Here is a 26,581-nt window from a genome sequence, read left to right as displayed (position 1 = left end):
TATGTGTCGCAAATCGCAACACTACGAAAACCATATAGCTACAATATTGCAACACAAATTAAACGACGAGGTGTCCCGTGCCAGGAAATCCGTTTGCCCTGACGCCAGAGATCGAAGCGAACCCGCTGCTCAGCGACTCCTGGTGCCGTAGCCAGCGCTATGGCCTCGACCCCGCCACGGATGACTTCCCTCGCCTGCACGCCAGCGAACTGGCCGACAGGCTCGCCAGACACAGCCGCCTGCAAACGCTGGCCCAGCCGGTCGTTAATGAGCTATCCCGCAAAGTCAACGCTCTGCAATCCGTCGTGGTTCTCTCTGATGCCAGCGGTCTGGTTTTGCAAACCTTTGGCGATACGCACGCCATGCAGAAAGCGCAGCGCTTCGCTTTAGCGCCGGGCAACCTGTGGAGCGAAAGCGGACGCGGAACCAACGCCATTGGCACCGCGCTGGCGATTGACGACAGCTGCGAAATCGATGGCCGCCAGCATTTTCTGACCAGTAACCAGGGTCTTTATTGCGCCGCCGTGCCGCTGCAAAGTCCCGATGGCAAAATAGCCGGGGTGCTGGATATCTCCGGCCCGGCCCGGTACCCGCACGCCCGCACGCTGGCGTGGGTAAAAGGCGCCGCGAAGCAGATAGAATATCTGTGGGTTAAACAGAGTCTGCATCCGCAACAGTGGCTGATGAGCCTGCATCCTCAGCTGGAAAAGCTCGACGGCGTCGACGAATGTCTGCTGGTCTTTACCGACAATGTGCTGATGGCGGCTAACCGGCTGGCGATGCGCGAGTTCTCACTTAACGCAGATCGGTTCGGCCACCTCACCTTCCAGCAGCTTTTTCCGCAGTTGCGGCAAACCGCCGTCAGCGTACCGCTGCCGCTCGTCGCCGGAGATCGAAACTACTATTACCGTCTACGCGCTCCCGTGACCGCTGGCGTGGCGGTGACCGCGCGCCCCACCCTCGAGCTGCCTTTCTCCAGCCAGCGCGAAGGCGAAAAGCTGCTGCGCCTGCTTAACGCCGGGATTGGGTTGTGTATCGAAGGCGAAACCGGCTGCGGCAAAGAGTACGTCAGCCGTACCCTGCACCGGCACAGTCGCTGGAGCGGCGGCAAATTCGTCGCCATCAACTGCGCCGCGCTGCCGGAATCACTGATTGAATCCGAGCTGTTTGGCTACCAGCCCGGGGCGTTTACCGGCGCAAACAAAAACGGCTACATCGGCAAGATTCGCGAAGCCGACGGCGGCGTACTGTTTCTTGATGAGATTGGCGATATGCCGTTAACGCTTCAGACCCGGCTGCTGAGGATCTTACAGGAGAAAGAGGTCACGCCGCTTGGCGCCAGCCAGAGCTCGCCGGTTAATTTCGCGGTGATTTGCGCCACCCACCGCAATCTGGCGCAGCGCGTCGCGGAAGGAACCTTCCGCGAAGACCTGCTCTACCGCCTGCGTGAGTTTGCTTTAACGCTGCCGCCCCTGCGCGAATGGCCTGAACTGTCCGGGTTTATCCAACGATTGTGGCGCGAGCTGGGCGGAGAAAAACGTCGCATCGCGCTGGCCCCGGAAGTTGTGCAACACCTGACGTCTCATCCCTGGCCGGGCAACGTCCGCCAGCTGCAAAGTGTGTTGAGGGTACTGCTGGCCCTCGCCGAAGAGGGTGAAACGCTGGGGATAGATGATTTGCCCCAGGAGTATCGAAGCCCGCCCGCCGCCCGCCCGCTGCGCGGGCTTCAGCAGCACGATGCGCAGCTGATTGCCGACACGCTGGCAAGCTATAACGGCAACATCAGTAAGGCCGCGCAGGCTTTAGGCGTCGCGCGCAGCACGCTGTATCGCCGTGCGGCCCGTCGCGGAAGCCATAGCGCATAGCCTTCTGATTCGCTCAGGGCGTGAAGCGCGGCGGTAGCCAGGCGAACAGGCGTCTGCTTATCGCTTCACACAGGGAGGTTAAGCGGTGCCCAATGCCCGACCAGATAAGCTTCGCGACGCAGACGCCGCAGGCTGAAACCAACGCCGCCCCCACCATGTCCAGCGGAAAGTGAACCCCAAGAAAGATCCGCGACCAGGCCACGGGCAGCGCCGCCAGCAGCAGAAAGAGCCCCGCGGCGCGTGAGCGCAGGGAGAGCAGTGCAAACGCGGCGCTAAACATTACCGTCCCGTGGTCGCTCGGGAAAGAGTTATCCGCCGGATGATTTATCCAGGTATGGCCGAGCGGGATCATAAACGGCCGCGGGTGAAACCACAGCATTCCGCAGATCGATCCCAACCCCAGCGCGATCAGAATACTCAAGGTACAAAACAGCGCCTGCCGATGACCCTGCCGCCCGCCGGAAAACCACAGCCAGAGCAGAATGGCCGGAACCACAAAGATGATCCCGCTCGCTGAAAAACGCGCCAATGCCAGGATCGTCTCCGGCGTGCCGGGCGATGCGTTCAGCGCTAAAAAGGCGCTTTGATTAAGGGTTTCCAGTGCGTTCATGGCGGTAGCTCGCGACAGTCATATTTCCGTCATTATCGCCCCCCTGGCTTAAGTTACGCTTAACCCGGCGCTCAAGAATCGTCCTGGTTTTGGCCACGCTGTTTAGCCACAGCGGCATCCATTGCTGGCGTAATACGCTTTTTTATTTTAGACTTTACTAAATTTAGAAAAGACTAAAATAAATGAATACACCCGAACAGCTACAGGCCAGCGCCGGCGAAGCCGCCGCGCTGCTGAAAGCCATGAGCCATCCCAGCAGGCTATTGATTCTGTGCATGCTATGCGATGCGCCGGGCACCAGCGCCGGCGAACTGGCGCGGATAACCGGGCTGAGCCCCTCCGCAACTTCCCAGCATCTGGCGCGGATGCGTGATGAAGGCCTGATCGGCTGCGAACGTCAGGCGCAGCGCATTCACTACTTCATTACCCGGCCAGCGGTTCAGCAAATCGTCGCCGCGCTGAAGTCAATCTATTGTCCTTAAGGAGCCTTTATGCCTATTGCTACTCTTTCGCCTGCCGAAGCCCAGGCGCTCGTCGCCCGGGGCGGCCGGCTGATCGATATCCGCGATGCCGATGAATACGCCCGCGAGCATATTCCCGGAGCGGAGCTCGTGCCGCTGGCGACGCTGACGAATGGCGCAGCGCTGCACGCCAGTCCCGAAGAGACGATTATTTTTCACTGTCAGGCGGGATCGCGCACCCAAAATAACGCGGCCCGTCTGGCGCAGGCCGCCGCACCGGCGCAGGTAAAGCTGCTGGCTGGCGGAATTCAGGCGTGGAAAGCGGCCGGTCTGCCGGTGAAAGAGGATAAATCACAGCCGCTGCCGCTTATGCGTCAGGTACAGATCGTCGCCGGCGCCCTGATTTTGCTTGGCGTCGCTTTAGGTTATGCTTTCAGCAGCGGCTTTTTTCTGCTTAGCGCCTTCGTCGGCGCCGGCTTAACCTTTGCCGGTATTACCGGGTTTTGCGGTATGGCGCGTCTTTTGGCTTTGATGCCCTGGAACCGTCGCTAGCCTCTACCTCTTTTGAGAGACTGTTGGTAACGCTTTTGCTGAGCTATGGTTATGTCAGCGAAAAGATTCATCAGCACACAGGAGAAGCAGTATGTTTTCAGTCGGTGACCTGGTACAACCGCGCGCGGGTGGGCCAAAACTTAAAGTCGTTGAAGTCCAGGACGATCGCATTATTGCCGTTCAGGCAAGCAACGAGCAGGGTGAGAAATATACGCTGAAGGCCGCCGATGTGACGGCTTATAAAGAAGACGGCGATTTTGGCGTGTGCTGATTAAGCCGGCTAACGATAACGGTGGGTCTCCCCACCGTTTTCAATATTAGATCAGGAAGCTATCGAGGGATTTTCCCTCAGCCACCGCTTTAGCCAGCGGCTTCGGCATACGTCCCTGACCGGTCCAGGTTTTCTCGGCGCCGGTATGGTCGGTAAAACGATATTTAGCCGGACGCGGCTGGCGCTTTTTGCTCCCTTTCGGGGAAGCGCTGTTGTAGCCCGCTAATTGTTCAGGGGTAATGCCGTCAGCCATCATTAATTCCAGCCAGGTATTTATTTTTTCCTGATGTTCTACGCGCAGCGCCTGAGCCGCCTGCTCCTCAGCGCGTTTTTCTTCAGTGACGGTCCTTAGCTTTGCCAGCATATCTTCAAGCACGTCAATGGAGAATTCACGGGACATGGCGCGAAGTGAACGGATATTATTCAATTTCTCTAATAGTAATGACATATAATTCAAAAAATTCCCAAATAGCAAATGAAACAAAGATTACGGCGCTAGTTTAATTGATATTATAATGTATTTCCAGCCTTTCACTAATTCCTGATATAGCACCAGAAATGTTTAGCAATTAATAAGACAAACAAATCGATAAAAGTGAAATTATCAACACTGAATAAATTCTTTTGCAAATAATACTATTCGCCAGGCAACGTCTTTATCTTATTACCTGTATGCTCAGCAGGTTATCCGTATATTTACGGTTGCGCCTCGCAGGGCGCTACGGGCGTTTATAGAATAGTCATGCAAAAAATCAGAATGCCCACCCAGCAGACAAATCAGCATATAATGCTGCCATTCCTCTTTTATACGTGTAAAAAACGCCAAAAGTGACACAACTCACACCGCTACGCGATTCTGTCGCGAAATCCCCCCTTACAACCCGGATTGGCTCTCATCTATATGACGTATTTATTTTACAACCAATTGAAAAACAATAAAAAAATCAGTAAAGAGAACAAAAGTAGCGTAACGAACAAAAAATAGCCTGACGCAGAGTATTTTATCGACCAAAAGCCTTTAAATAAAAATTTATAGCTAGTTGCCTCTTTTAATGCAGAGATATAATCTACGCACATCAAAACAGGCACCCAAAAACGCTGAATAACCGCGAATCTTTTGGCATTATCGACTTCATTTTCGAGGAGCATACCAATGTTCTCTGCGCAGTCCCGCTTGCGTCATGCGGTAGCAGACACCTTTGCGATGGTGGTGTACTGCACCGTTGTGAACATGATGATCGAAATTTTTCTCTCCGGAATGACTTTCCAGCAGTCGTTATCTTCGAGACTGGTGGCGATTCCGGTGAACATTATTATTGCCGTGCCTTACGGTTTTTATCGCGATTTCGCGATGCGCCAGGCGCGCCGCATTAGCCCGTCCGGCTGGATGAAGAATATTGCGGATGTGGTGGCCTATGTGACGTTCCAGTCGCCGGTATACGTCGCGATTCTGCTGGTTGTCGGCGCCGACTGGCATCAGATCGCCGCGGCGGTAAGTTCCAACATCGTGGTATCGATGATGATGGGCGCAGCGTACGGCTATTTCCTCGACTACTGCCGCCGCCTGTTTCGCGTCAGCCCCTATCAGCAGGCCAAAGCCTGAGTTGATACAAAAAAGCGACTGGTTCAGCCAGCCGCTTTTTGTCAGCTATACTGCGTTTCGCCAAACAGGCCACTCAGAAAACGCTCAAGCGCCATGCGCGAACTGAACCCGTGTGGAATACCATAATGCTGCTGAGCATCGCCCGCTAAATAGAGCGGGAACTGCTCGTAGTGATCGCAGGTTTTGATATCCGACGCGGGCTCCGCAAGCGTTGTGCTGCGCTCTTTTAAAGCCGGATGAATAATTAACGCGGTACGCCCCATACGAGCTTCACGGTTCACATAAACATAATTATCGCCACGGCGATAGCCGTACGCTTTTTGCGTCACAACATCCATGGTGAAGCCGGCTTTTTCAAGAACACGCGCCACCTCATCGGGTCTTAAATACATACTCATTCCTCATTATCTTTTACCGCACGTTAACCTTACCTTATTCATTAAAGGCAACGCTTTCGGAATATTCCATAAAGGGCTATTTACAGCATAATTCAAAATCTTGTCCTACACTTATAGACTCAATGGAATTAAGGGAGAAACCAATGGCCAACCGAGCAAACCGCAACAACGTAGAAGAGAGCGCTGAAGATATCCATAATGATGTCAGCCAATTAGCGGATACGCTGGAAGAGGTGCTGAAATCATGGGGCAGCGACGCCAAGGACGAAGCGGAGGCCGCGCGTAAAAAAGCGCAGGCGCTGCTGAAAGAGACCCGCGCGCGACTTAACGGCAATAACCGCGTTCAGCAGGCGGCGTGCGATGCCATGGGCTGCGCAGACAGCTACGTGCGCGATAAACCGTGGCAAAGCGTCGGCGCCGCAGCTGCCGTTGGGGTATTTATTGGCGTATTGCTGAATTTACGTCGATAATAAAACAGCCAGACCCATGAAGATAACAAATACGCGTCTACCCCTGCACTGCAGGGGTTTTTGTTATCTCTGCGGGTAAAGCGCGACATAAAGCTTACGCACAGCCTGATTCGCCATTTCTGCCGACGTCAGGTTGGTGAAGCTCATTATCAGCCCCCCTTCTCCCCGAGTCTCCATCCGCCAGTCGCTCAGCGCCTGTACGGCCAGACCGGCCCGTCTGGCGCGCTGCGCCAGAGGCCGATCGTCTCCGGCGACCCTGACCACCATCTGGATCCCGCCCGCCTGAGGCACGACGGTGAATCCCTGCGCCCGCAGCGCCGACTCAAGCCACAGTCGGCGCTGGGCATAGCTGGCGCGCATTTTCTTCAGATGCCGCCAGAAGTGGCCTTCGCGAATAAAATCCGCCAGCGTCTGCTGCCACAGCGTCGGCACGCTACAGCACATCAGCGCGGCCTGTTCACGAAACGGCGCCACCAGCGGCTCAGGCACCACCAGCCAGGCCGCGCGTAATGCCGGGAACAAAGACTTGCTGAACGCCCCGGCATAGATGACCCGCTGCGGGGCGTCGAGGCTTTTCAGCGGCGGCAGCGGCTTACCGTGATAGCGGAATTCGCTATCGTAATCATCTTCGATAATCCACGCGTTATTCTGCGCCGCCCATAGCAGGAGCTGTCTGCGCCTGGCCAGCGATAGCGCCACGCCGAGCGGGCTTTGATGAGCCGGGGTCAGCAGCGCGAAATGGGCACTCGGGTAATGCCGCTGCGCCCAGGGAATATCCATCCCGTCGTCGTCGACCGGAACGGGATTGATCGCCACCCCCTCGTCGTTCACTACCGGCCGGATCAGCGGAAACCCCGGATCTTCCATCCACATTTGCTGGCCAGGCCGCGCCAGCGTGCGCAAAATAAGGCGCATCGAGGCCGCGTAGCAACCGGTGATCAAGACCTGCTCAGGCCGACACTCAATGCTGCGCGACAGACGCAAATAATCGACGATCGCCCGGCGAAGCGTCGGTTCACCGCTGGGATCGCCTGGCGCGAGGTCAAAACGCGTTTGTGTACGCAGACGCCGACCCATCACGCGCGCCCAAAGGCCGCGTGGAAACAGATCCAGCGCGGGCAGCCCCAGCTGAAACGGCAGCGGCGCCGCGGGTTCATCGCCCTCGACGGGCTGAACGGGCGCGTTTTGCTGCGGCAGCAGCCGATCGCTGACAAAGGTCCCCGCCTGTCCGCGCCGCTCCAGCCATCCCTGCGCCACCAGATCTCCCCAGGCGTTCTCAATCGTCGCCCGCGACACGCCAAGCTCCTGAGCATAGACCCGACTTGCAGGCAGCCTGCTGCCCGGAGCCAGCTCGCCGCGCTCAATCGCCTGCTTAAGCTGTCGGGCAATGCGCTGGTAGTGCGGAATTTTTTTACCGTCCATCATGGTCTGCTTTTTTCATCGCAATATGGCTATCTTATGCAGTCCATTATAGTGCTATTTTCCTCGCGTCTTAATGAGGAGAGTAAAATGAACACACTACGTCAGCCGTACAATGAACTGAGCCCGGAAGTCTATAACGCCCTGGTTCAGGCCAAAATTGCGCTGGAAAAAAGCGAGCTGGATGGCGCGCTGATCGAGCTGGTGTATTTGCGGGTATCGCAAATCAACGGCTGCGCCTTCTGCCTGGAGATGCACAGCAAAGCCCTGCGTAAATCCGGCGTCGCGCAAAACAAGCTGGACGCGCTGGCAGGCTGGCGGGTGAGCGCCCATTTCAGCGATGCGGAACGCGCGGCGCTGGCGTGGGCGGAATCGGTGACCCATATCGCCGAAAGTCATGCGGAAGACGCCGTTTATCAGCCGCTGCTGGACCATTTCAGCGCCCGCCAGATCAGCGATCTGACCTTCGCCATCAGCCTGATGAACGCCTTTAATCGTCTGGCGGTGAGTATGCGCCTGTAATTTCACGGCAAGAAATCCCGCCCCCCGCCGGATCCTCCCGCGGGGGCTAACCTTTACAAAAACCATATATATTGAGTTGTTGAACTTTTAAATAACTACATCTAGTATTTCCTTCAACGATAACCCATAGCACGCGACGTCAATTTTTACGTCGTACTGTTATCTTAAATGGAAATACGAATCATGCGCATTACTATTTACACTAAAAACGACTGCGTGCAATGCCATGCCACTAAACGGGCCATGGAAACCCGCGGGTTTGAATTCGACATGATCAACATCGACCATCACCCTGAAGCCGTCGATATGCTGCGCGAGCAGGGTTTCCGTCAGCTGCCGGTGGTGATTGCCGGAGAGACCCGCTGGTCCGGCTTCCGTCCCGATATGATCAATCGCCTGCGCCCGACAGCGTCAGCGGCCAGCGTATGAGCCTGATCGTCTACTTCTCCAGCAGTTCCGAAAATACGCACCGGTTCGTCCAGCGTCTGGAGCTGCCCGCCGTGCGTATACCGCTTAACGAACGCGAGCGCATCCAGGTAGACGAACCCTACATTCTTATCGTCCCCAGCTATGGCGGCGGTGGCACGGCGGGCGCGGTCCCCCGGCAGGCGATCCGTTTCCTCAACGATCCGCATAACCGCCAGCTCATTCGCGGCGTCATCGCCGCGGGCAATCGTAATTTTGGCGAGGCCTACGGCCGGGCAGGCGACGTCATCAAGCAGAAATGCGGCGTACCGTATCTCTATCGCTTTGAGCTGATGGGCACCCCGCAAGATGTCGACAACGTGCGTAAAGGAGTAAGCGAATTTTGGCAACGACAACCGCAGAACGTATAACCACCGAGGCGCCGGATTTCCACGCCCTCAACGCGATGCTGAATCTCTACGACAGCAACGGCCGCATCCCGTTTGACAAAGACCATCAGGCGGTAGCGGCGTTTATGGCCAACCACGTTGAGCCGAATACCGTGCCCTTTACCAGCCAGGACGACAGGCTGACGTGGCTGGTCGCCGAAGGCTATTACGACGCCAGGGTGCTGGCCCGCTACGATCGCTCGTTTATTCTTGCGCTGTTCGCGTACGCTCAGGACTACGGTTTTCGCTTCCAGACGTTTCTCGGCGCATGGAAGTTCTATACCAGCTACGCGCTGAAAACCTTCGATGGTAAGCGCTACCTTGAAGGCTTTGGCGACCGCACCTGCATGGTAGCCCTGGCCCTGGCGCAGGGTAACGAGGCGCTGGCCCGGCAGCTAACCGATGAGATCCTCTCCGGACGCTTTCAGCCCGCCACGCCGACGTTCCTCAACGCGGGTAAACAACAGCGCGGCGAGCTGGTCTCCTGCTTTCTGCTGCGCATCGAAGACAATATGGAATCCATTGGCCGGGCGGTGAACTCGGCGCTACAGCTATCCAAGCGCGGCGGCGGCGTGGCGTTTCTGCTCTCCAATCTTCGCGAAGCCGGGGCGCCAATCAAGCGCATCGAGAATCAGTCCTCCGGCGTGGTACCGGTGATGAAAATGCTGGAAGACGCCTTCTCCTACGCCAACCAGCTCGGCGCGCGCCAGGGGGCCGGCGCGGTCTATCTGCACGCCCATCATCCCGATATCCTGCGTTTCCTTGATACCAAACGCGAGAACGCCGATGAAAAAATCCGCATTAAAACGCTCTCGCTCGGGGTGGTGATTCCGGATATCACCTTTCAGCTAGCGAAAGAAGATGCGCAGATGGCGCTGTTCTCGCCCTACGACGTCGAGCGCCTGTACGGTAGACCGTTCGGCGATATCGCGGTAAGCGAAATGTATGCGCAACTGGTGGCCGATGAGCGGGTATGCAAGCGCTGGATCCGCGCCCGCGATCTGTTCCAGCGGCTGGCGGAAATTCAGTTTGAATCCGGCTATCCGTACATCATGTTTGAAGACACGGTTAATCGCGCGAACCCGATTGCCGGGCGCATCAATATGAGCAACCTGTGCTCGGAGATCCTACAGGTTAACGCGCCTTCTACCTTTGACGAAAACCTGGATTACGCCAGCATCGGCCAGGATATCTCCTGCAACCTCGGCTCGCTGAATATCGCCCATACCATGGACTCTCCTGATTTCGCCCGCACGGTCGAGGTCGCGGTGCGCGGTCTGACCGCGGTGTCCGAAATGAGCGATATCCGTTCGGTACCGTCGGTCGCGGCGGGCAATGCCGCTTCGCACGCCATCGGCCTTGGGCAGATGAATCTGCACGGCTATCTGGCGCGCGAAGGTATTGCCTACGGCAGCGAAGCGGGGCTGGATTTCACCAATTTCTATTTCTATACCATCACCTGGCACGCGCTGCGTACCTCGATGCTGATAGCACGGGAAAAAGGCACGCGTTTTGCCGGATTCGAGCAGTCGCGGTACGCCAGCGGTGATTATTTCCGCCCCTACCTGGAAGGCGACTGGCAGCCGAAAACGGCGAAAGTCCGCGCGCTGTTTGCCCGTGCCGGTATTGTCCTGCCCGACCGCGATATGTGGCGGCAGCTGCGCGATGACGTGATGCGCTACGGCATTTATAACCGCAACCTGCAGGCGGTGCCGCCGACGGGCTCTATTTCGTACATCAACCACGCGACCTCCAGCATCCATCCGATCGTGTCGAAGATAGAGATCCGCAAGGAGGGGAAAACCGGACGCGTTTACTATCCGGCGCCGTTTATGACCAACGACAACCTGGCGCTGTATCAGGACGCTTACGAAATCGGCCCGCAGAAGATCATCGACACCTACGCCGAGGCGACGCGCCATGTCGATCAGGGGCTGTCGCTGACCCTGTTCTTCCCCGATACCGCCACCACGCGCGATATCAATAAAGCGCAAATCTACGCGTGGAAGAAAGGCATCAAAACGCTCTATTACATCCGTCTGCGCCAGCTGGCGCTGGAAGGTACCGAAATCGAAGGCTGCGTGTCCTGCGCGCTGTAAGGAGAACAGGATGACCCATTTATCGCGCATCAGCGCCATCAACTGGAACAAAATTGAAGATGATAAGGATCTGGAGGTCTGGAATCGGCTGACCAGCAACTTCTGGCTGCCGGAGAAGGTGCCGCTGTCTAACGATATCCCCGCCTGGCAAACGCTCACGCCGGCGGAACAGCAGCTAACGATTCGCGTCTTCACCGGCCTGACGCTGCTCGATACCATCCAGAATACCGTTGGCGCCCCGGCGCTGATGGCCGACGCCCTCACCCCGCATGAGGAAGCGGTGCTGTCGAACGTCAGCTTTATGGAGGCGGTGCACGCCCGCTCCTACAGCTCCATTTTCTCGACGCTCTGCCAGACCAAAGACGTCGATGCCGCCTATGCCTGGAGCGAACAAAACGCGCCGCTGCAGCGCAAAGCGCAGCTGATGCTGGAGTACTATCAGGCAGATGAACCGCTGAAGAAAAAAATCGCCAGCGTCTTTCTCGAATCGTTCCTCTTCTACTCCGGCTTCTGGCTGCCGATGTACTTCTCCAGCCGGGGGAAGATGACCAACACCGCCGATCTGATTCGCCTGATCATCCGCGATGAAGCGGTACACGGTTATTATATTGGCTACAAATTCCAGAAAGGGCTGGAAATAGTCAGCGCCGAGAAGCGCGAGGAGATGAAAAACTTCGCCCTCGACCTGTTGATGGATCTGTATGACAACGAACTGGCCTACACCCGCGAACTGTACGCCGATAGCGGCTGGATTGAGGAGGTCAACGCCTTTCTCTGCTACAACGCCAATAAGGCGCTGATGAACCTCGGCTACGAGGCGCTGTTCCCGGCGGAAATGGCCGCCGTCAATCCGGCGATCCTCGCCGCGCTTTCGCCGAATGCCGACGAAAACCACGACTTCTTTTCCGGTTCGGGTTCATCGTATGTGATGGGAAAAGCGGAAGAAACCGTCGACGGCGATTGGGACTTTTAGCCTTACTTTCACCAGGAATATATCAGCATATTTCCTGGTGATTTATTTCACATTATTTGTTTTCGCCTCACTCAATATCTTTCGGTCATCACCGTGTCATATTCAACAGCATGCCCTCGATTTTCGCCTGAATTAACGCAACATAACTAAAAAATATCGACCATAAGTCATTCGCGCTCAGCCCTTATATCACGGGGGATGCACCGGAATTCTCCCTTGCACATTTCCCTGGCAACGCCACATAAAGGGTTGTCACAGATTCTCAGTATGTTAGGGTGTAAAAAAGCAATTATCATCACCGGGTACCGTATCGATATTAATAAATAACAGGAAACACTCTATTGCATGGCAATTAAATTAGAAATCAAGAATCTCTATAAGATATTTGGCGAGCACCCGCAGCGGGCTTTCAAATATATCGATAAAGGACTATCGAAAGAACAAATACTGGAAAAGACGGGGTTATCGCTTGGCGTAAAGAACGCCAGTCTGACCATTGAAGAAGGCGAGATATTCGTCATCATGGGGCTCTCCGGATCGGGGAAATCTACCATGGTTCGCCTTCTCAATCGCCTGATTGAACCCACCCGCGGCCAGGTCCTGATCGACGGCGTCGATATCGCTAAAATCTCTGACGCCGAGCTCCGCGAGGTGCGCAGAAAAAAAATTGCGATGGTTTTTCAATCCTTTGCGCTTATGCCGCATATGACCGTGCTCGACAACGCCGCTTTCGGCATGGAGCTGGCCGGCGTGCCGACTCAGGAACGCCAGGAGAAAGCGCTGGAGGCGCTGCGCCAGGTCGGCCTGGAAAACTATGCTCATGCCTACCCGGACGAACTCTCCGGCGGCATGCGCCAGCGCGTTGGTCTCGCCCGCGCGCTGGCGATTAATCCCGATATTCTGTTAATGGATGAAGCCTTCTCCGCGCTCGACCCGTTAATTCGTACCGAGATGCAGGATGAGCTCACTAAATTACAGGCCAGACATCAGCGTACCGTGGTCTTTATTTCCCACGATCTTGATGAAGCCATGCGTATTGGCGATCGGATTGCCATTATGCAAAATGGTGAAGTGGTTCAGGTCGGCACGCCGGATGAAATACTCAATAATCCGGCCAATGATTATGTCCGAACCTTCTTCCGCGGCGTCGATATTAGCCAGGTGTTCAGCGCCAAAGATATTGCCCGCCGTAGCCCGGTGGGGCTGATTCGCAAAACGCCCGGCTTTGGCCCGCGTTCCGCGCTGAAATTGCTGCAGGATGAAGACCGCGAATATGGCTACGTCATTGAACGCGGGAATAAGTTTGTTGGCATTGTCTCCATTGATTCCCTGAAAGCCGCGCTAAGCGAAGGTCAGGGAATTGATGCGGCGTTAATTGACTCACCGCAGGCGGTGGATGCGCAAACGCCGCTCAGCGAGCTGCTCTCTCACGTCGGCCATGCACCGTGCGCGGTGCCGGTTGTCGACGAGGGGCACCAGTACATCGGCATCATTTCCAAACGGATGCTGCTGCAGGCTTTAGATCGCGAGGGGGCAAACAATGGCTGATCAATCTAACCCGTGGGACACCGCACCGGCGGCGGATAGCGCAGCGCAATCCGCCGATGCCTGGGGCACCTCTACGCCGGCGCCGACCGATGGCGGAGGTGCCGACTGGCTGAGCAGCGCGCCCGCGCCGCAGCCGGAACACTTCAATATTATGGACCCGTTCCATAAAACGCTGATCCCACTCGACAGCTGGGTCACGCACGGTATCGACTGGGTCGTGATGCATTTTCGTCCGGTATTCCAGGGAATACGCGTACCGGTGGATTACATCCTGAGCGCCTTCCAGCAGCTGCTGCTGGGTATGCCGGCGCCGGTGGCGATTATTATTTTCTCGCTGATTGCCTGGCAGATTTCCAGCGTCGGCATGGGCGCGGCGACGCTGATTTCGCTGATCGCTATCGGCGCTATCGGCGCCTGGTCGCAGGCGATGGTGACCCTGGCGCTGGTGCTGACCGCGCTGCTGTTTTGTATGCTTATCGGCCTGCCGCTTGGGATATGGCTGGCGCGGAGCCCGCGGGCGGCGAAAATTATCCGTCCGCTGCTCGACGCGATGCAGACCACGCCGGCGTTTGTCTATCTGGTGCCCATTGTGATGCTGTTCGGTATCGGCAACGTTCCGGGCGTGGTGGTCACCATTATCTTCGCCCTGCCGCCGATTGTTCGTCTGACCATTCTGGGGATTAACCAGGTGCCGGCGGATCTGATTGAAGCGTCGCGCTCCTTCGGCGCCAGCCCGCGTCAGCTGTTGTTTAAGGTTCAGCTACCGCTGGCCATGCCGACGATTATGGCCGGGGTCAACCAGACGCTGATGCTGGCCCTGTCGATGGTGGTCATCGCCTCAATGATTGCCGTTGGCGGTCTCGGCCAGATGGTACTGCGCGGCATCGGTCGCCTTGATATGGGCCTGGCCACCGTTGGCGGCGTCGGGATTGTTATCCTCGCCATTATTCTTGACCGTCTGACTCAGGCCGTAGGACGGGACTCACGCAGCCGCGGCAACCGCCGCTGGTATGCAACCGGCCCACTGGGGCTGATAACTCGCCCTTTCTGTAAATAAGAGCCCATCCCCCCGACAGCCGGGGGGATAGACTTCCCTTCTGATAAGTAAAAGGAACAACGATGCGACATACAGCGATCCTTGCCACAGCGTTAACCGCCCTCATTTCCACCACCGCCTTCGCGGCGGATCTGCCTGGCAAAGGCATTACCGTTAAGCCGATTCAGAGCACCATTTCGGAAGAGACCTTCCAGACCCTGCTGGTCAGCCGCGCGCTGGAGAAACTCGGTTATACCGTCGATAAGCCGAGCGAAGTGGATTACAACGTTGGCTATACTTCGCTCGCCTCCGGCGACGCCACTTTTACCGCCGTCAACTGGCAGCCCCTGCACGACGATATGTACGCTGCCGCCGGAGGGGATAAAAAGTTCTATCGCGAAGGCGTGTTTGTGAACGGCGCGGCGCAGGGCTATCTGATTGATAAGAAAACGGCCGAGCAGTACCACATTAAATCTATCGATCAGTTAAAAGACCCGAAAATCGCCAAACTGTTTGACACCAACGGCGACGGCAAAGCCGACCTGACCGGCTGCACCCCGGGCTGGGGCTGTGAAGCGGTGATCAACCATCAGCTTGATGCCTATGGCCTGAATAATACCGTCACCCACAATCAGGGTAACTATGCCGCCATGATGGCCGACACCATTGCCCGTTATAAAGAGGGCAAGCCGGTCATCTACTACACCTGGACACCTTACTGGGTCAGCGATGTGCTGAAGCCGGGTAAAGACGTCGTCTGGCTGCAGGTGCCATTCTCCTCCCTGCCGGGTGTGCAAAAAAACATCGACACGAAGCTCTCTAATGGCGCCAACTACGGCTTCCCGGTCAGCACCATGCATATCGTCGCCAATAAGGCCTGGGCCGAGAAAAACCCGGCGGCGGCGAAGCTGTTTAGCATCATGAAGCTGCCGATTGCCGACATCAACGCCGAGAATGCCATGATGCACGAGGGACATGGTTCAGAAGCAGATATCCAAGGCCACGTCGACGGCTGGATCAAAGCCCACCAGCAGCAGTTTGACGGCTGGGTGAACGAAGCGCTGGCCGCGCAGAAATAATCTCCCACTTTATAGCCAATTCCCGGAGGCGATGCTACGCATCTGCCCGGGCTACAAAAGCCGTAGCCCGGGCAAGGCGCTTTGCGCCGCCCCCGGGGAAGACTGCATCCTGCACAACACGACATCTCCTGTTCTAAATGATGGATTGATATGCAAATAAACTGCATAACTTTAGCCATCAACGTTTTCGTTACTGTTAAGCCACACCGCTCTCTGCTAAGGTAAATCCACCTGTTTAATCATGTGATTTTCACGTGAGTTATTAATAAGCAATTCCTATGGAAAATCCTGACGCATTGACGCACTCTCCTCCCGCTGACGCGGCCACGCTGGCTGAAGGCCTGAAAGATAGCCTGCCGATCGTCATCAGCTATATTCCCGTGGCCTTCGCCTTCGGCCTCAACGCCACTAAGCTCGGCTTCACTCCGCTGGAAAGTCTGTTCTTCTCCTGCATTATTTACGCGGGCGCCAGCCAGTTCGTGATCACCGCGATGCTGGCGGCGGGAAGCTCGCTGTGGGTCGCCGCGCTCACCGTCATGGCAATGGACGTTCGCCACGTTCTCTACGGCCCTTCCCTGCGCAGCCGCATCCAGCGCGCGCTGAGCAAGAAAAAAACCGCGGTATGGGCATTCGGCCTGACCGATGAGGTCTTTGCCGCCGCCACTGCTAAACTGGTACGCGACAATCGACGCTGGAGCGAAAACTGGATGATCGGTATCGCTTTGATGTCCTGGGCGTCATGGGTCTTCGGTACGCTGATCGGCGCTTATTCGGGCAGCGGCCTGCTGACCGACTTTCCGGCGGTGGAAGCGGCGCTGGGCTTTATGCTTCCCGCGCTGTTTATGAGCTTTTTGCTGGCTTCTTTCCAGCGCAAGCAGTCGCTTAGCGTAACCGCCGCGCTGGCAGGGGCGCTGGGGGGGATCATCCTGTTTTCCATTCCCGCCGCCATCCTTGCCGGGATCGTCTGCGGCTGTCTGACCGCGCTGGTGCAGGCCAGCATTGAGGGGATGCCCGATGAACAGTGATGTTTTAATTATCGGCCTCGTGGTCGGCTGCGTAAATTATCTGTTCCGCTATCTGCCGCTGCGCCTGCGCGCCGGGAACGCGCGTCCGACGCGTCGCGGGCCGGTCAGCGTGCTGCTGGACACCATCGGCATCGCCTCTATTTGCGCGCTGCTGGTGGTCTCCAGCGTACCGGAAATTCTCCACGATGCCCGCCGCCTGCTGCCCACGCTGGCTGGCTTCGCCGTGCTGGGCCTGGCTTTCTGGAAAACGCGCAGCATTATTTTGCCTACACTATTAAGCGCCCTAACCTACGGTGTTGTCTGGAAAATCGGCACATGGCTATAAGCTTAAAGTATCAATTTCTGTCAATAATTCATTTGATTTATTTGTCACAATAGTTATTATATCGACTGTAATTAATGAGGTCATAACCAAAATGGATAGTTCGTTTACTCCCATTGAGCAAATGCTCAAGTTCCGCGCCAGCCGTCACGAAGACTTTCCTTTTCAGGAGATTCTGCTCACCCGTCTTTGCATGCATATGCAGGGAAAATTGCTGGAAAACCGCAACAAGATGCTGAAAGCGCAAGGGATTAACGAGACATTGTTTATGGCGCTGATCACGCTCGAGTCTCAGGAAAACCACAGCATTCAGCCTTCCGAGCTGAGCTGCGCGCTGGGCTCTTCGCGTACCAACGCCACGCGCATTGCCGACGAGCTGGAAAAACGCGGCTGGATTGAGCGCCGCGAAAGCGATAACGATCGTCGCTGCCTGCATTTACAGCTTACCGAAAAGGGGCATCAGTTCCTGCGCGAAGTGTTACCCCCGCAGCACAACTGCCTGCATCAACTCTGGTCTTCTTTAAGCACCAGCGAAAAAGATCAGCTCGAGCACATCACCCGTAAGCTGCTTGGTCGCCTTGACCAAATGGAAGAGGATGGCGTGCTTGCGGAGTCTCTGCGCTAAGCGCGGAACCAACCGCTCAACAATTTTTCTGGATTGACAAGGAAAACGGACAGGCCAGCAGATCTTCTGCTGGCCTTTCTGATAAACAGGTCGGCTCAGCCGATGTGAAATAATAAGATCGTGGAGAATAACATGAGCGCAAATGCGGAGAGCCAAACCCCGCAGCAACCGGGCAGCAAAAAAGGGAAACGTAAAGGCGCCCTCTTGCTGCTGACCTTGCTCTTTATTATTGTTGCCGTGGCATACGGGATTTATTGGTTTTTGGTACTGCGTCACTTCGAAGAGACCGACGACGCGTACGTGGCAGGGAATCAGGTACAAATTATGGCGCAGGTGTCCGGCAGCGTGACGAAAGTCTGGGCCGACAACACCGACTACGTGCAAAAAGGCGATCCGCTGGTCACCCTCGATCAGACCGATGCCCAGCAGGCGTTTGAAAAAGCGCAAACCCAGCTGGCCGCCAGCGTACGTCAAACGCGCCAGCAGATGATCAACAGCAAGCAGCTGCAGGCCAGCATCGACGTGAAAAAAACCGCGCTTTCCCAGGCGCAGACCGACCTTAACCGTCGTATTCCGCTGGGGGCCGCCAACCTGATTGGCCGCGAAGAGCTGCAGCACGCGCGCGACACGGTTGCCAGCGCGCAGGCCGAACTGGACGTGGCGATTCAGCAATACAACGCCAATCAGGCGATCGTTCTGGGCACGAAGCTGGAACAGCAGCCTGCGGTGCTGCAAGCGGCCACCGAAGTGCGTAACGCCTGGCTGGCCCTGCAGCGGACGAAAATCGTCAGCCCGATTAGCGGCTACGTTTCTCGTCGCTCCGTACAGCCCGGCGCGCAAATCAGCAGCACCACCCCGCTGATGGCCGTCGTGCCGGCGACCAACCTGTGGATTGACGCCAACTTTAAAGAAACCCAGCTGGCGCACATGCGTATCGGTCAACCGGCCACCGTGATCAGCGATATTTACGGTGACGATGTGAAATACACCGGTAAAGTGGTCGGCCTCGATATGGGCACCGGTAGCGCCTTCTCGCTGCTGCCCGCGCAGAACGCCACCGGCAACTGGATCAAAGTGGTTCAGCGCCTGCCGGTACGTATCGAGCTCGATGAAAAACAGCTGGCAGAGCACCCGCTGCGCATCGGCCTTTCGACCCTGGTTGAGGTGAACACCACCGACCGCGGCGGCGAGATGCTGGCAAGCCAGGTGCGCAGCTCTCCGGTTTACGAAAGTAATGCCCGCGAAATCGGCCTTGAGCCGGTCAATAAGCTGATAAACGACATCATCCAGGCCAACGCCGGATAATTCGGGGTGAGCGTAATGCAACAGCAAAAACCGCTGGAAGGCGCGCAGCTGGTCATTATGACCATTGCGCTGTCGCTCGCGACCTTTATGCAGGTGCTGGACTCCACCATCGCCAACGTGGCCATCCCCACCATCGCCGGTAACCTTGGCTCATCGTTGAGCCAGGGGACCTGGGTTATCACCTCGTTTGGGGTGGCGAACGCTATCTCCATTCCGATTACCGGCTGGCTGGCAAAACGCGTAGGTGAAGTGAAGCTGTTCCTCTGGTCGACGGTGGCGTTCGCCATCGCCTCCTGGGCCTGCGGCATGTCAAACAGCCTGACGATGCTGATTTTCTTCCGCGTGATTCAGGGGATCGTCGCCGGTCCGCTGATCCCGCTGTCGCAAAGTCTGCTGCTCAGCAACTATCCGCCCGCCAAGCGCTCTATCGCCCTGGCGCTGTGGTCAATGACGGTGATCGTCGCGCCGATTTGCGGCCCCATCCTCGGCGGCTATATCAGCGACAACTACCACTGGGGCTGGATCTTCTTTATCAACGTGCCGATTGGCATCGCCGTGGTGGTCATGACGCTACAGACCCTGCGCAACCGCGAAACCCGCACCGAGCAGCGGCGGATTGACGGCGTTGGCCTGGCGCTGCTTATTATTGGTATCGGTAGCCTGCAGGTGATGCTCGACCGGGGTAAAGAGCTGGACTGGTTCGCCTCAAACGAGATCATCATCCTGACCATTGTCGCGGTGGTGGCGATAAGCTTCCTGATCGTCTGGGAGCTAACCGACGACAACCCGATAGTCGACCTGTCGCTCTTTAAGTCGCGAAACTTCACCATCGGCTGCCTGTGTATCAGCCTCGCCTATATGCTCTACTTCGGCGCTATCGTGCTGTTGCCGCAGCTACTGCAGGAGGTATACGGCTATACCGCCACCTGGGCCGGTCTGGCCTCGGCGCCGGTCGGGGTGATCCCGGTTATCCTGTCGCCGATTATCGGCCGCTTCGCGCATAAGCTGGATATGCGTCGGCTGGTCACCTTCAGCTTTATTATGTACGCGGTCTGTTTCTACTGGCGCGCGTGGACCTTCGAACCGGGTATGGACTTCGGCGCCTCGGCGTGGCCGCAGTTTATCCAGGGCTTCGCGGTGGCCTGCTTCTTTATGCCGCTGACAACCATTACGCTGTCCGGCCTGCCGCCGGAACGGCTGGCGGCGGCATCGAGCCTGTCGAACTTCACGCGTACCCTGGCGGGCTCCATCGGCACCTCGATTACCACCACCATGTGGACGAACCGCGAGGCGCTGCACCATGCTCAGCTTACCGAATCGGTGACGCCGTATAATCCCAACGCCCAGCAGATGTACGATCAGCTGCAGGGATTAGGGATGACGCAACAGCAGGCGTCCGGCTGGATAGCGCAGCAGATAACCAACCAGGGGCTGATTATCTCCGCCAACGAAATTTTCTGGTTCTCGGCGGCGATATTTATCCTACTGCTCGGGTTGGTGTGGTTTGCCAGGCCGCCGTTTAGCGCCGGGGGCGGCGGCGGCGGCGCGCACTAAGGTTTGACCTGAAGGGATCTGCGGATCCCTTTTTTATTGCCCAACACGCAGGTTGTCCGGTTTACGCTAGTTGATGTCCAGTTCGCTGGAGATGCCTTTTCGCCTTGTCATGCACGATGAAGATCCGCTAAGAAGGAGAAAATCATGCTGACTCAACCCGGTGAAAAATACCGTTCCTATCCGCCGATTGCCCTGCCCGACCGCCGCTGGCCGGAGCAAAAAATAGCCCGCGCCCCCCGCTGGCTCTCCACTGACCTGCGCGACGGCAACCAGGCGCTGGCCGAGCCGATGGACAGCGCGCGCAAGCTGCAGTTCTGGGACTTGCTGCTGGAGTGCGGATTTAAAGAGATCGAGGTGGCATTTCCCTCGGCTTCGCAAACCGATTTCAACTTTGTGCGTCAACTGATTGAAGAACGGCGTATCCCGCAGGATGTGACGATTCAGGTGCTGACCCAGGCGCGGGAAGATTTAATCCTCAGGACCTTCGAATCGCTGCGCGATGCCCACCGCGCCACCGTTCACCTCTATAACGCCACCGCTCCGCTGTTCCGCGAGCTGGTTTTTGGAATGAACAAAGCGCAGGTGGTCGAGCTGGCGACCCGCGCCACCCGGCTTATCCGCCAGCAGTGCGAACAGCAGCCGCAGACCCGCTGGCAATACGAGTATTCCCCGGAAACCTTCTGCTTCACCGAGCCGGAATTCGCGCTGGAGATTTGCGAAGCGGTGGCGGAAATCTGGCAGCCCTGCGCCGAACGGCCGATGATTATCAATCTGCCCGCGACGGTAGAAGTGAGCACGCCTAACGTTTATGCCGATCAAATTGAGTATTTTTGTCGTCACTTCTCGCGCCGCGCCGATGTGTGCATCAGCGTCCATCCGCATAACGACCGGGGAACCGGCGTCGCCAGCGCGGAGCTGGCGGTGATGGCCGGCGCCGACCGCGTCGAAGGCTGCCTGTTCGGCAACGGCGAACGCACCGGTAACGTCTGTCTGGTGACGCTGGCGATGAATCTCTACAGCCAGGGCGTCGATCCCCGGCTCAGCTTCTCCGAGATGAACCGGGTGGTCGAAATTGTCGAAAGCTGCAACCAGATCCCGGTTCATCCGCGCCACCCGTGGGCGGGAAGCCTCGCCTATACCGCCTTTTCCGGCTCGCATCAGGATGCGATCAAAAAAGGGTTCGATGCCCGCCGGCCCGGCGATCGCTGGGAAATGCCCTATCTGCCCATCGACCCGCAGGATATCGGCTGTAGCTACGAGGCGGTGATCCGCGTCAACAGCCAGTCCGGTAAAAGCGGCAGCGCGTGGCTGATTGAGCAGAATCATGGCCTGAAGCTGCCGCGCGCGCTGCAGCAGGATTTTAGCCTGCACGTTCAGCACGAAACCGATACGCATGGTAAAGAGATGACCCAGAACGCGCTGTGGCAGCTGTTTCGCGCCCGCTACGGACTTCTGCCCCAGCCGCCGCTTGCGCTGCTGGATTACCAAAGCGATAGCCAGCAGGACGGCCAGCTTTCTCTGCAGGCGACCCTGCGCATCGCCGGTGAAACGCGACGACTGCAGAGCCGCGGCAACGGCCTGCTGTCCGCCGCCGCCAGCGGGCTGAGCGGCCTGTTAAACCAACACATCGTGATTAAAGATTATCATGAACACACCCTCGGCGAACGTAGCGACAGCCGTTCAGTGGCCTATATTCGCTGCGTCTTCCCGAATGGCGACAGCCGCTGGGGGGTAGGAATTGATAGCGACGTGGCGCGCGCCTCGCTGCAGGCGTTGTGCAATGCGATGAGCGCAGGCCATTACGCCGGCGAGCGGAAGTAGTCGCTGGGGGCAACGCCTATCACCCGGCGAAACATGGCGCTAAAAGCGCTATGGCTGCCGTAGCCGAGATCCAGCGCCACCCGCAGTACCGAATGCCCCTGTGCCAGGCGAACCAGCGCTTCCATCAGCTTCGCCCGGCGCACCCACTCGCTCCAGGTGAGCGAGGTCTGCTGCTGAAAATGACGATTCAGCGTGCGCTCGCTCATGCTGCTCTCCTTCGCCGCCTCGGCGCTGCTCCAGGGTTCGCCGGGCGCTTCTCTTACCTTCTGGCATAAACGGCGCAGCGCTTCGCTTTGCGGCTCCGGCAGGCCAAACGGCAGCACTGCCATGCCGCGAATTTCATCGAGGATCAGTTCGTAAATGCGTTCATCGCGGCTGCCCGGCGCGTAGGATTCCGCCAGCGTCAGCGACGCGACGATCAGTTCACGCAGCAGCGGAGTCACCTGGACTATCTGGCAGGATGAGGGGAGATCGGCCCGGGCAAGGGGATCGATAAACAGGGTTCGCGCGGCCGCGACGCCGGTCACCCGTAGGGTATGCGGCGTACCGGCGGGCAGCCAGACGCCACGCCCCGGCGGCACAACCCAATAACCCTGTGCGGTTTCCACCCGCACCACGCCGCTGAGGATATGCAGCAGCTGGGCGCAATCGTGCTGATGCCAGGGTTCGCTATCGCCATGGGCGTAATCATGGGCAAAAGGCACCAGCGAACGGTGTTGAAAATTGAAGGTTAAAGTCGTCGACATCGCGGCGTCAGGGAGTAGCGGCCCGACGCGGTTCGCCGGGCCGTGGCAGAAGCACTAGATGTGCAGTTCTTGCAGTTTTTCTTTCGGCAGCGCCAGCTCATCGTTGCTGTTGACGCGGACATCGCGCTCAATAATATGGCGAGCGATTTCCTGAGCTTCCTCCAGCGAGTGCATGGTGTAGGTTCCGCACTGATAAACGTTCAGCTCCGGGATCTGATTCTGATCTTTCACCTTCAGCACGTCGGCCATCGCCGCTTTCCAGGCATCCGCGACGCGCTGCTCGTCCGGCGTACCGATCAGGCTCATATAGAACCCGGTGCGGCAGCCCATCGGAGAGATGTCGATAATTTCCACACCATTGCCGTTCAGGTGATCGCGCATGAAGCCGGCAAACAGGTGCTCAAGGGTGTGAATGCCTCTTTCCGGCATCACTTCCTGGTTTGGCACGCAGAATCGCAGATCGAAAACGGTGATTTCATCGCCGTGAGGCGTGTTCATTTTCTTCGCGACACGCACCGCAGGCGCTTCCATTCGGGTATGGTCGACTGTGAAACTATCTAACAACGGCATTCTTCACCTCCGATAGTGATTTTTTTTAAAATAAAATGAACTCTTTTTGAGGCCGCGAGTCTGAGTATATGAAAGACGCGCATTTATTATCATCATCATCCCTGAATCAGAGATGAAAGTTTGGCCACAGTGATGTGGCCGTTTTCTTTTTTACGGCTCGTAAAACTACGCGTGCCTCGCCAGTAGCGCTTCAAACGGCTCGCTATCCGCCGCCTCCACCTTCTTCTGACGCTGTACCGATGCTTCACGCTCGGCGACAAAATCCGCTTCGCTTAAAATTTCCAGCGGCTCTTCGCGCAGCATCGTCCGATACCGATCGGCCAGCTCTCTGCCGGTACCGCCAATCCCCTCTTCAAGCATAGAACGCAGAATGCGCGCCGAGAAGGTTAATTCCGGGTTATCGAAGCAGGCGACCAGCTCATCGCAGACCTGCTGATAGGCCTGGCATCCGTGGATGCTATCCAGCGTTTGCGCCACGCGGCGTAAATCGCGGAACAGATCTTTGCCGACCTGAGCCAGCGGGAACTGAGCGGTTTCGCAGCCAATACCCAGCGTCAGGCCCGGCTTACGGCCTTCCAGAATCACCCGATTCCAGTTGGTGCGCGTGCACAGCAGCTCGTCGCTGCTCATCTCCGGCGCATCGGCCAGCACGCACCAGACCATAAACAGATCGAGGAAACGCACCTGCTGCTCATCAACGCCAATCGGTGAGAACGGATTGATATCCAGGGAGCGAACTTCAATGTACTCAATACCGCCGCGCAGCAGCGCGTCGGAAGGCGTTTCGCCGCTGCGGGTCACGCGTTTCGGGCGAATCGGCGCGTACAGCTCGTTTTCGATCTGCAGCACGTTGCTGTTGATTTGCAGACGCTTACCGTCTTTCTCCAGCCCGATATTTTCATACTCTTCGGAAGGCGTTTTAATCGCCCGCTTCAATCCTGCCACATACTCGTAGAGATCGTTAAACGTAATTCCGAGATTGCTTTGCGATTTATTGGTATAGCCCAGATCGCTCAGACGCAACGAGGTCGCATACGGCAGGTAGTACATGCCGTTGCCGGCTTTCTCAAACGGCAGCGCCGTCGGTTTGCCCTGCAGGAACGATGAGCAGATCGCCGGAGAGGCGCCGAACAGGTATGGAATCACCCAACCAAAACGGTAATAGTTGCGAATGGAGCGGAAATAGCCCGCGGAAATCGCCTCTTTACCGCTTTCAGCATCCTCAACGCCGCACTTAGCCTGCCAGAAAGCCATCGGCAGCGAGAAGTTATAGTGCACGCCGGAGATGGTTTGCATCAGCGCGCCGTAGCGATTTTTCAGCCCTTCGCGATACAGCGTTTTCAGGCGGCCGATATTAGAGGTACCGTACTGCGCCAGTTCAATATCCTGGCCGGGCGCGATATAGCAAGGCATGCTCAGCGGCCACATCCGCTCGTCGCCAATATGGCGTGCGGTATAGCGATGAACATCGCGCATGAGGGTGAGCATATGCTGGATATCGCCATCAACCGGCGTAATAAATTCCAGCAAAGCTTCGGCAAAATCGGTGGTAATCCATTTATGAGTCAGCGCTGAACCCAGTGCCTGCGGATGACCGGTAGTGGCCAGCGTGCCGTCAGCGTTGACGCGCAGCGTTTCGCGTTCAAGACCACGTTGAATACCCTGCAGCGCCTGCGGATTTTTTTCCAGCCAGGCCAGCGCCTGTGATACGTCCGGGATCAATTTGACCTCCCGCCTGTCGAAATCGTTTGAATTAGCATAATTGTAATGGTTGAACCGTCAGTCCAATTAGTGCCACCACGTCATGCCCTGAAGCGTTATCGCCGCAATGACGATATAGCGTAATGCTTTGCCAAGGCATAAAAAAAAGAGCACTGGTCCCCAGGAAATGCGCATCCATCCCGCCAGTAAACACAGCAAATCGCCTATAACAGGCGCCCAGCTTAATAATAGCGTGACCGCGCCGTAACGTCTCAGCCAGCCGGTCGCCTTCTCCTGCCAGCGCGATGTCTTGCGCAGCGGAAACAGGCGCCCCAGAATAACGTTAGTTACCCCTCCAAGGCTATTACCGATTATTGCTATTAAAACCAGTAACCACGGCTGACTCACTCCCGCCAGAAGCATGGCGATCAACACCACTTCCGAGTTACCGGGAAGCAGCGTGGCGCTTAAAAAGCTGCTGGCAAACAGCGATATCAGCGACAGCGCGTCGCTCACAACAATCGCACGTCCACGGCATCCATTCCGGCGCGCTTCGCCGCCTGCAGACCGAAGTCCGCATCTTCAAAGACCACGCATTTTTCCGCCGCAACGCCCATGCGCTCAGCGCAGAGTAAGAAAGTATCAGGAGCGGGTTTATGGTTGGCGACATGATCGGCGGCAACCACCGCCGAGAAGTAGTGACGCAGGCCCAGATGGGCCAGCAGCGCTTCAGCAACGGCGCTCTCGCTGCCGGTACCGACTGACATCGGACGACGACCGTGCCACTCTTTAACCACTTCAATCAGCGGCAGAGGACGGACGCTATCAAGCAGCATCGTTTTCACCGCGTCCGTCTTTTCCCGCGCCAGAAGGTGAGGATCTAAATCAGCCTGGTTTAATTCGATAATGGCCTGAGCAATCCGCCAGGTTGGAGAGCCGTTAAGCGCGACCATAGCCTGCATATCAAAACGCATACCGTAACGTCCGAGAACCTCGTTCCATGCCTTACGATGCGTCGGCTCGGTATCGAGGATCGTGCCATCCATATCAAAAATCAGTCCTGCATAACGTTCGTACATCGTCTTCTCACCAACCGGTTAAGGAGGTCTTACTGTAACGCAAAAGGTCAGGTTTGTCGCTGCCAGCGGCAGA

Annotated in this window: 29 protein-coding genes; 20 read left to right on the top strand and 9 right to left on the bottom strand. The window is 57.0% G+C overall.

What is annotated here, in order from left to right; translation table 11 throughout:
- Window positions 1–77: 77 nt before the first annotated feature.
- The gene (locus JLG71_RS06220; RefSeq protein WP_025107296.1) at window positions 78–1,865 is read left to right on the top strand and encodes a sigma-54-dependent Fis family transcriptional regulator; all 1,788 of its coding nucleotides are present in this window, start codon (window positions 78–80) and stop codon (window positions 1,863–1,865) included.
- 13 nt (window positions 1,866–1,878) lie between these two features.
- Here JLG71_RS06220 and JLG71_RS06215 read toward each other — a convergent pair whose 3' ends face one another.
- Entirely contained in the window at window positions 1,879–2,475 is a 597-nt protein-coding gene (locus tag JLG71_RS06215) for an undecaprenyl-diphosphatase (protein WP_161506268.1), read from the bottom strand.
- A gap of 182 nt (window positions 2,476–2,657) precedes the next feature.
- Here JLG71_RS06215 and JLG71_RS06210 point away from each other — a divergent pair, with 182 nt between their 5' ends.
- The 3 genes from JLG71_RS06210 to JLG71_RS06200 all read left to right on the top strand — a co-directional run bounded on the left by JLG71_RS06210 (window position 2,658) and on the right by JLG71_RS06200 (window position 3,759).
- Window positions 2,658–2,957, top strand: coding sequence for an ArsR/SmtB family transcription factor (locus tag JLG71_RS06210; protein ID WP_014226491.1), 300 nt, complete (start codon window positions 2,658–2,660; stop codon window positions 2,955–2,957).
- Window positions 2,958–2,966: 9 nt separating this feature from the next.
- Entirely contained in the window at window positions 2,967–3,488 is a 522-nt protein-coding gene (locus JLG71_RS06205; RefSeq protein ID WP_014226492.1) for a rhodanese family protein, read from the top strand.
- A 91-nt stretch (window positions 3,489–3,579) separates the two neighbouring features.
- On the top strand, window positions 3,580–3,759 hold the full coding sequence (locus tag JLG71_RS06200) for a hypothetical protein (protein ID WP_014226493.1): 180 nt from the start codon (window positions 3,580–3,582) through the stop codon (window positions 3,757–3,759).
- Between the two features lie 46 nt (window positions 3,760–3,805).
- On the opposite strand, the gene stpA is transcribed toward JLG71_RS06200, so the two are convergent.
- Window positions 3,806–4,207 (bottom strand): DNA-binding protein StpA, encoded by a 402-nt coding sequence (gene stpA / locus JLG71_RS06195; RefSeq protein WP_048260157.1) that lies wholly within the window; start codon window positions 4,205–4,207, stop codon window positions 3,806–3,808.
- A 705-nt stretch (window positions 4,208–4,912) separates the two neighbouring features.
- On the opposite strand from stpA, the gene alaE reads away from it, so the two are divergent.
- Window positions 4,913–5,362 carry an L-alanine exporter AlaE gene (gene alaE, locus JLG71_RS06190; protein ID WP_014839290.1) on the top strand — a complete coding sequence of 150 codons (450 nt, stop codon included), beginning with the start codon at window positions 4,913–4,915 and terminating at the stop codon, window positions 5,360–5,362.
- 41 nt (window positions 5,363–5,403) lie between these two features.
- On the opposite strand, the gene JLG71_RS06185 is transcribed toward alaE, so the two are convergent.
- Window positions 5,404–5,754 carry a DUF2002 family protein gene (locus tag JLG71_RS06185; RefSeq protein WP_004123942.1) on the bottom strand — a complete coding sequence of 117 codons (351 nt, stop codon included), beginning with the start codon at window positions 5,752–5,754 and terminating at the stop codon, window positions 5,404–5,406.
- Window positions 5,755–5,903: 149 nt separating this feature from the next.
- Here JLG71_RS06185 and JLG71_RS06180 point away from each other — a divergent pair, with 149 nt between their 5' ends.
- Window positions 5,904–6,230, top strand: a complete 327-nt coding sequence (locus JLG71_RS06180) for a DUF883 family protein (protein ID WP_004123945.1) — start codon at window positions 5,904–5,906, stop codon at window positions 6,228–6,230.
- Window positions 6,231–6,293: 63 nt separating this feature from the next.
- Here JLG71_RS06180 and pdxR read toward each other — a convergent pair whose 3' ends face one another.
- Window positions 6,294–7,652 carry a MocR-like pyridoxine biosynthesis transcription factor PdxR gene (pdxR, locus tag JLG71_RS06175; protein WP_161506373.1) on the bottom strand — a complete coding sequence of 453 codons (1,359 nt, stop codon included), beginning with the start codon at window positions 7,650–7,652 and terminating at the stop codon, window positions 6,294–6,296.
- 87 nt (window positions 7,653–7,739) lie between these two features.
- On the opposite strand from pdxR, the gene JLG71_RS06170 reads away from it, so the two are divergent.
- The 14 genes from JLG71_RS06170 to leuA all read left to right on the top strand — a co-directional run bounded on the left by JLG71_RS06170 (window position 7,740) and on the right by leuA (window position 22,412).
- Window positions 7,740–8,171, top strand: coding sequence for a carboxymuconolactone decarboxylase family protein (locus tag JLG71_RS06170; protein ID WP_004853446.1), 432 nt, complete (start codon window positions 7,740–7,742; stop codon window positions 8,169–8,171).
- Window positions 8,172–8,354: 183 nt separating this feature from the next.
- Entirely contained in the window at window positions 8,355–8,600 is a 246-nt protein-coding gene (nrdH, locus tag JLG71_RS06165; RefSeq protein WP_004853449.1) for a glutaredoxin-like protein NrdH, read from the top strand.
- Window positions 8,597–9,007: a class Ib ribonucleoside-diphosphate reductase assembly flavoprotein NrdI gene (gene nrdI / locus JLG71_RS06160; protein WP_014226496.1), complete on the top strand. Its 411-nt coding sequence runs from the start codon at window positions 8,597–8,599 to the stop codon at window positions 9,005–9,007. The genes nrdH and nrdI overlap by 4 nt, the downstream gene beginning before the upstream one ends.
- A complete protein-coding gene (gene nrdE, locus JLG71_RS06155) occupies window positions 8,980–11,124 on the top strand; it encodes a class 1b ribonucleoside-diphosphate reductase subunit alpha (RefSeq protein WP_200914020.1) in 2,145 nt (714 codons plus the stop codon). The genes nrdI and nrdE overlap by 28 nt, the downstream gene beginning before the upstream one ends.
- A gap of 10 nt (window positions 11,125–11,134) precedes the next feature.
- Window positions 11,135–12,097, top strand: coding sequence for a class 1b ribonucleoside-diphosphate reductase subunit beta (gene nrdF / locus JLG71_RS06150; protein WP_014226498.1), 963 nt, complete (start codon window positions 11,135–11,137; stop codon window positions 12,095–12,097).
- Between the two features lie 345 nt (window positions 12,098–12,442).
- Complete coding sequence (proV, locus tag JLG71_RS06145) at window positions 12,443–13,645, top strand: glycine betaine/L-proline ABC transporter ATP-binding protein ProV (protein WP_014226499.1); 1,203 nt, start codon at window positions 12,443–12,445, stop codon at window positions 13,643–13,645.
- A complete protein-coding gene (gene proW, locus JLG71_RS06140; protein WP_004853456.1) occupies window positions 13,638–14,702 on the top strand; it encodes a glycine betaine/L-proline ABC transporter permease ProW in 1,065 nt (354 codons plus the stop codon). Before proV ends, proW begins: the two co-directional genes overlap by 8 nt.
- A 62-nt stretch (window positions 14,703–14,764) precedes the next feature.
- Window positions 14,765–15,760, top strand: a complete 996-nt coding sequence (proX, locus tag JLG71_RS06135) for a glycine betaine/L-proline ABC transporter substrate-binding protein ProX (RefSeq protein WP_014226500.1) — start codon at window positions 14,765–14,767, stop codon at window positions 15,758–15,760.
- Window positions 15,761–16,038: 278 nt separating this feature from the next.
- On the top strand, window positions 16,039–16,785 hold the full coding sequence (locus JLG71_RS06130; RefSeq protein WP_014226501.1) for an AzlC family ABC transporter permease: 747 nt from the start codon (window positions 16,039–16,041) through the stop codon (window positions 16,783–16,785).
- Window positions 16,775–17,110 carry an L-valine transporter subunit YgaH gene (gene ygaH / locus JLG71_RS06125; RefSeq protein ID WP_014226502.1) on the top strand — a complete coding sequence of 112 codons (336 nt, stop codon included), beginning with the start codon at window positions 16,775–16,777 and terminating at the stop codon, window positions 17,108–17,110. Before JLG71_RS06130 ends, ygaH begins: the two co-directional genes overlap by 11 nt.
- Window positions 17,111–17,201: 91 nt before the next feature.
- Window positions 17,202–17,732: a transcriptional repressor MprA gene (mprA, locus tag JLG71_RS06120; protein ID WP_004104785.1), complete on the top strand. Its 531-nt coding sequence runs from the start codon at window positions 17,202–17,204 to the stop codon at window positions 17,730–17,732.
- Between the two features lie 132 nt (window positions 17,733–17,864).
- Window positions 17,865–19,037 carry a multidrug efflux MFS transporter periplasmic adaptor subunit EmrA gene (gene emrA / locus JLG71_RS06115; RefSeq protein ID WP_004853464.1) on the top strand — a complete coding sequence of 391 codons (1,173 nt, stop codon included), beginning with the start codon at window positions 17,865–17,867 and terminating at the stop codon, window positions 19,035–19,037.
- Window positions 19,038–19,052: 15 nt separating this feature from the next.
- Window positions 19,053–20,591 (top strand): multidrug efflux MFS transporter permease subunit EmrB, encoded by a 1,539-nt coding sequence (gene emrB / locus JLG71_RS06110; protein ID WP_004123984.1) that lies wholly within the window; start codon window positions 19,053–19,055, stop codon window positions 20,589–20,591.
- Window positions 20,592–20,735: 144 nt separating this feature from the next.
- On the top strand, window positions 20,736–22,412 hold the full coding sequence (gene leuA, locus JLG71_RS06105; protein ID WP_049098799.1) for a 2-isopropylmalate synthase: 1,677 nt from the start codon (window positions 20,736–20,738) through the stop codon (window positions 22,410–22,412).
- Here leuA and JLG71_RS06100 read toward each other — a convergent pair.
- The 5 genes from JLG71_RS06100 to yqaB all read right to left on the bottom strand — a co-directional run bounded on the left by JLG71_RS06100 (window position 22,391) and on the right by yqaB (window position 26,508).
- A complete protein-coding gene (locus JLG71_RS06100) occupies window positions 22,391–23,158 on the bottom strand; it encodes an AraC family transcriptional regulator (RefSeq protein WP_014839297.1) in 768 nt (255 codons plus the stop codon). The genes leuA and JLG71_RS06100 overlap by 22 nt on opposite strands.
- A gap of 54 nt (window positions 23,159–23,212) precedes the next feature.
- Window positions 23,213–23,728, bottom strand: a complete 516-nt coding sequence (gene luxS, locus JLG71_RS06095) for an S-ribosylhomocysteine lyase (protein WP_004104795.1) — start codon at window positions 23,726–23,728, stop codon at window positions 23,213–23,215.
- Window positions 23,729–23,893: 165 nt separating this feature from the next.
- Window positions 23,894–25,450: a glutamate--cysteine ligase gene (gshA, locus tag JLG71_RS06090; protein WP_025107290.1), complete on the bottom strand. Its 1,557-nt coding sequence runs from the start codon at window positions 25,448–25,450 to the stop codon at window positions 23,894–23,896.
- Window positions 25,451–25,516: 66 nt separating this feature from the next.
- Window positions 25,517–25,945 carry a YqaA family protein gene (locus JLG71_RS06085; protein WP_025107289.1) on the bottom strand — a complete coding sequence of 143 codons (429 nt, stop codon included), beginning with the start codon at window positions 25,943–25,945 and terminating at the stop codon, window positions 25,517–25,519.
- Entirely contained in the window at window positions 25,942–26,508 is a 567-nt protein-coding gene (gene yqaB / locus JLG71_RS06080) for a fructose-1-phosphate/6-phosphogluconate phosphatase (RefSeq protein ID WP_161506265.1), read from the bottom strand. Before yqaB ends, JLG71_RS06085 begins: the two co-directional genes overlap by 4 nt.
- Window positions 26,509–26,581 lie beyond the last annotated feature (73 nt).

This window comes from Klebsiella michiganensis (assembly GCF_015139575.1).
GTDB lineage: Bacteria > Pseudomonadota > Gammaproteobacteria > Enterobacterales > Enterobacteriaceae > Klebsiella > Klebsiella michiganensis.
The sequence above is the reverse complement of the archived record's forward strand: the minus strand, read 5'-3'. Positions and strand labels throughout refer to the sequence as shown.

Excerpts from the sequence above, each read along its gene's own strand:
- JLG71_RS06215 (WP_161506268.1), bottom strand. The coding sequence starts at position 2,475 with ATGAACGCACTGGAAACCCTTAATCAAAGCGCCTTTTTAGCGCTGAAC.
- JLG71_RS06210 (WP_014226491.1), top strand. The coding sequence starts at position 2,658 with ATGAATACACCCGAACAGCTACAGGCCAGCGCCGGCGAAGCCGCCGCG.
- JLG71_RS06205 (WP_014226492.1), top strand. The coding sequence starts at position 2,967 with ATGCCTATTGCTACTCTTTCGCCTGCCGAAGCCCAGGCGCTCGTCGCC.
- JLG71_RS06200 (WP_014226493.1), top strand. The coding sequence starts at position 3,580 with ATGTTTTCAGTCGGTGACCTGGTACAACCGCGCGCGGGTGGGCCAAAA.
- stpA (WP_048260157.1), bottom strand. The coding sequence starts at position 4,207 with ATGTCATTACTATTAGAGAAATTGAATAATATCCGTTCACTTCGCGCC.
- alaE (WP_014839290.1), top strand. The coding sequence starts at position 4,913 with ATGTTCTCTGCGCAGTCCCGCTTGCGTCATGCGGTAGCAGACACCTTT.
- JLG71_RS06185 (WP_004123942.1), bottom strand. The coding sequence starts at position 5,754 with ATGTATTTAAGACCCGATGAGGTGGCGCGTGTTCTTGAAAAAGCCGGC.
- JLG71_RS06180 (WP_004123945.1), top strand. The coding sequence starts at position 5,904 with ATGGCCAACCGAGCAAACCGCAACAACGTAGAAGAGAGCGCTGAAGAT.
- pdxR (WP_161506373.1), bottom strand. The coding sequence starts at position 7,652 with ATGGACGGTAAAAAAATTCCGCACTACCAGCGCATTGCCCGACAGCTT.
- JLG71_RS06170 (WP_004853446.1), top strand. The coding sequence starts at position 7,740 with ATGAACACACTACGTCAGCCGTACAATGAACTGAGCCCGGAAGTCTAT.
- nrdH (WP_004853449.1), top strand. The coding sequence starts at position 8,355 with ATGCGCATTACTATTTACACTAAAAACGACTGCGTGCAATGCCATGCC.
- nrdI (WP_014226496.1), top strand. The coding sequence starts at position 8,597 with ATGAGCCTGATCGTCTACTTCTCCAGCAGTTCCGAAAATACGCACCGG.
- nrdF (WP_014226498.1), top strand. The coding sequence starts at position 11,135 with ATGACCCATTTATCGCGCATCAGCGCCATCAACTGGAACAAAATTGAA.
- proV (WP_014226499.1), top strand. The coding sequence starts at position 12,443 with ATGGCAATTAAATTAGAAATCAAGAATCTCTATAAGATATTTGGCGAG.
- proW (WP_004853456.1), top strand. The coding sequence starts at position 13,638 with ATGGCTGATCAATCTAACCCGTGGGACACCGCACCGGCGGCGGATAGC.
- proX (WP_014226500.1), top strand. The coding sequence starts at position 14,765 with ATGCGACATACAGCGATCCTTGCCACAGCGTTAACCGCCCTCATTTCC.
- JLG71_RS06130 (WP_014226501.1), top strand. The coding sequence starts at position 16,039 with ATGGAAAATCCTGACGCATTGACGCACTCTCCTCCCGCTGACGCGGCC.
- ygaH (WP_014226502.1), top strand. The coding sequence starts at position 16,775 with ATGAACAGTGATGTTTTAATTATCGGCCTCGTGGTCGGCTGCGTAAAT.
- mprA (WP_004104785.1), top strand. The coding sequence starts at position 17,202 with ATGGATAGTTCGTTTACTCCCATTGAGCAAATGCTCAAGTTCCGCGCC.
- emrA (WP_004853464.1), top strand. The coding sequence starts at position 17,865 with ATGAGCGCAAATGCGGAGAGCCAAACCCCGCAGCAACCGGGCAGCAAA.
- emrB (WP_004123984.1), top strand. The coding sequence starts at position 19,053 with ATGCAACAGCAAAAACCGCTGGAAGGCGCGCAGCTGGTCATTATGACC.
- leuA (WP_049098799.1), top strand. The coding sequence starts at position 20,736 with ATGCTGACTCAACCCGGTGAAAAATACCGTTCCTATCCGCCGATTGCC.
- JLG71_RS06100 (WP_014839297.1), bottom strand. The coding sequence starts at position 23,158 with ATGTCGACGACTTTAACCTTCAATTTTCAACACCGTTCGCTGGTGCCT.
- luxS (WP_004104795.1), bottom strand. The coding sequence starts at position 23,728 with ATGCCGTTGTTAGATAGTTTCACAGTCGACCATACCCGAATGGAAGCG.
- yqaB (WP_161506265.1), bottom strand. The coding sequence starts at position 26,508 with ATGTACGAACGTTATGCAGGACTGATTTTTGATATGGATGGCACGATC.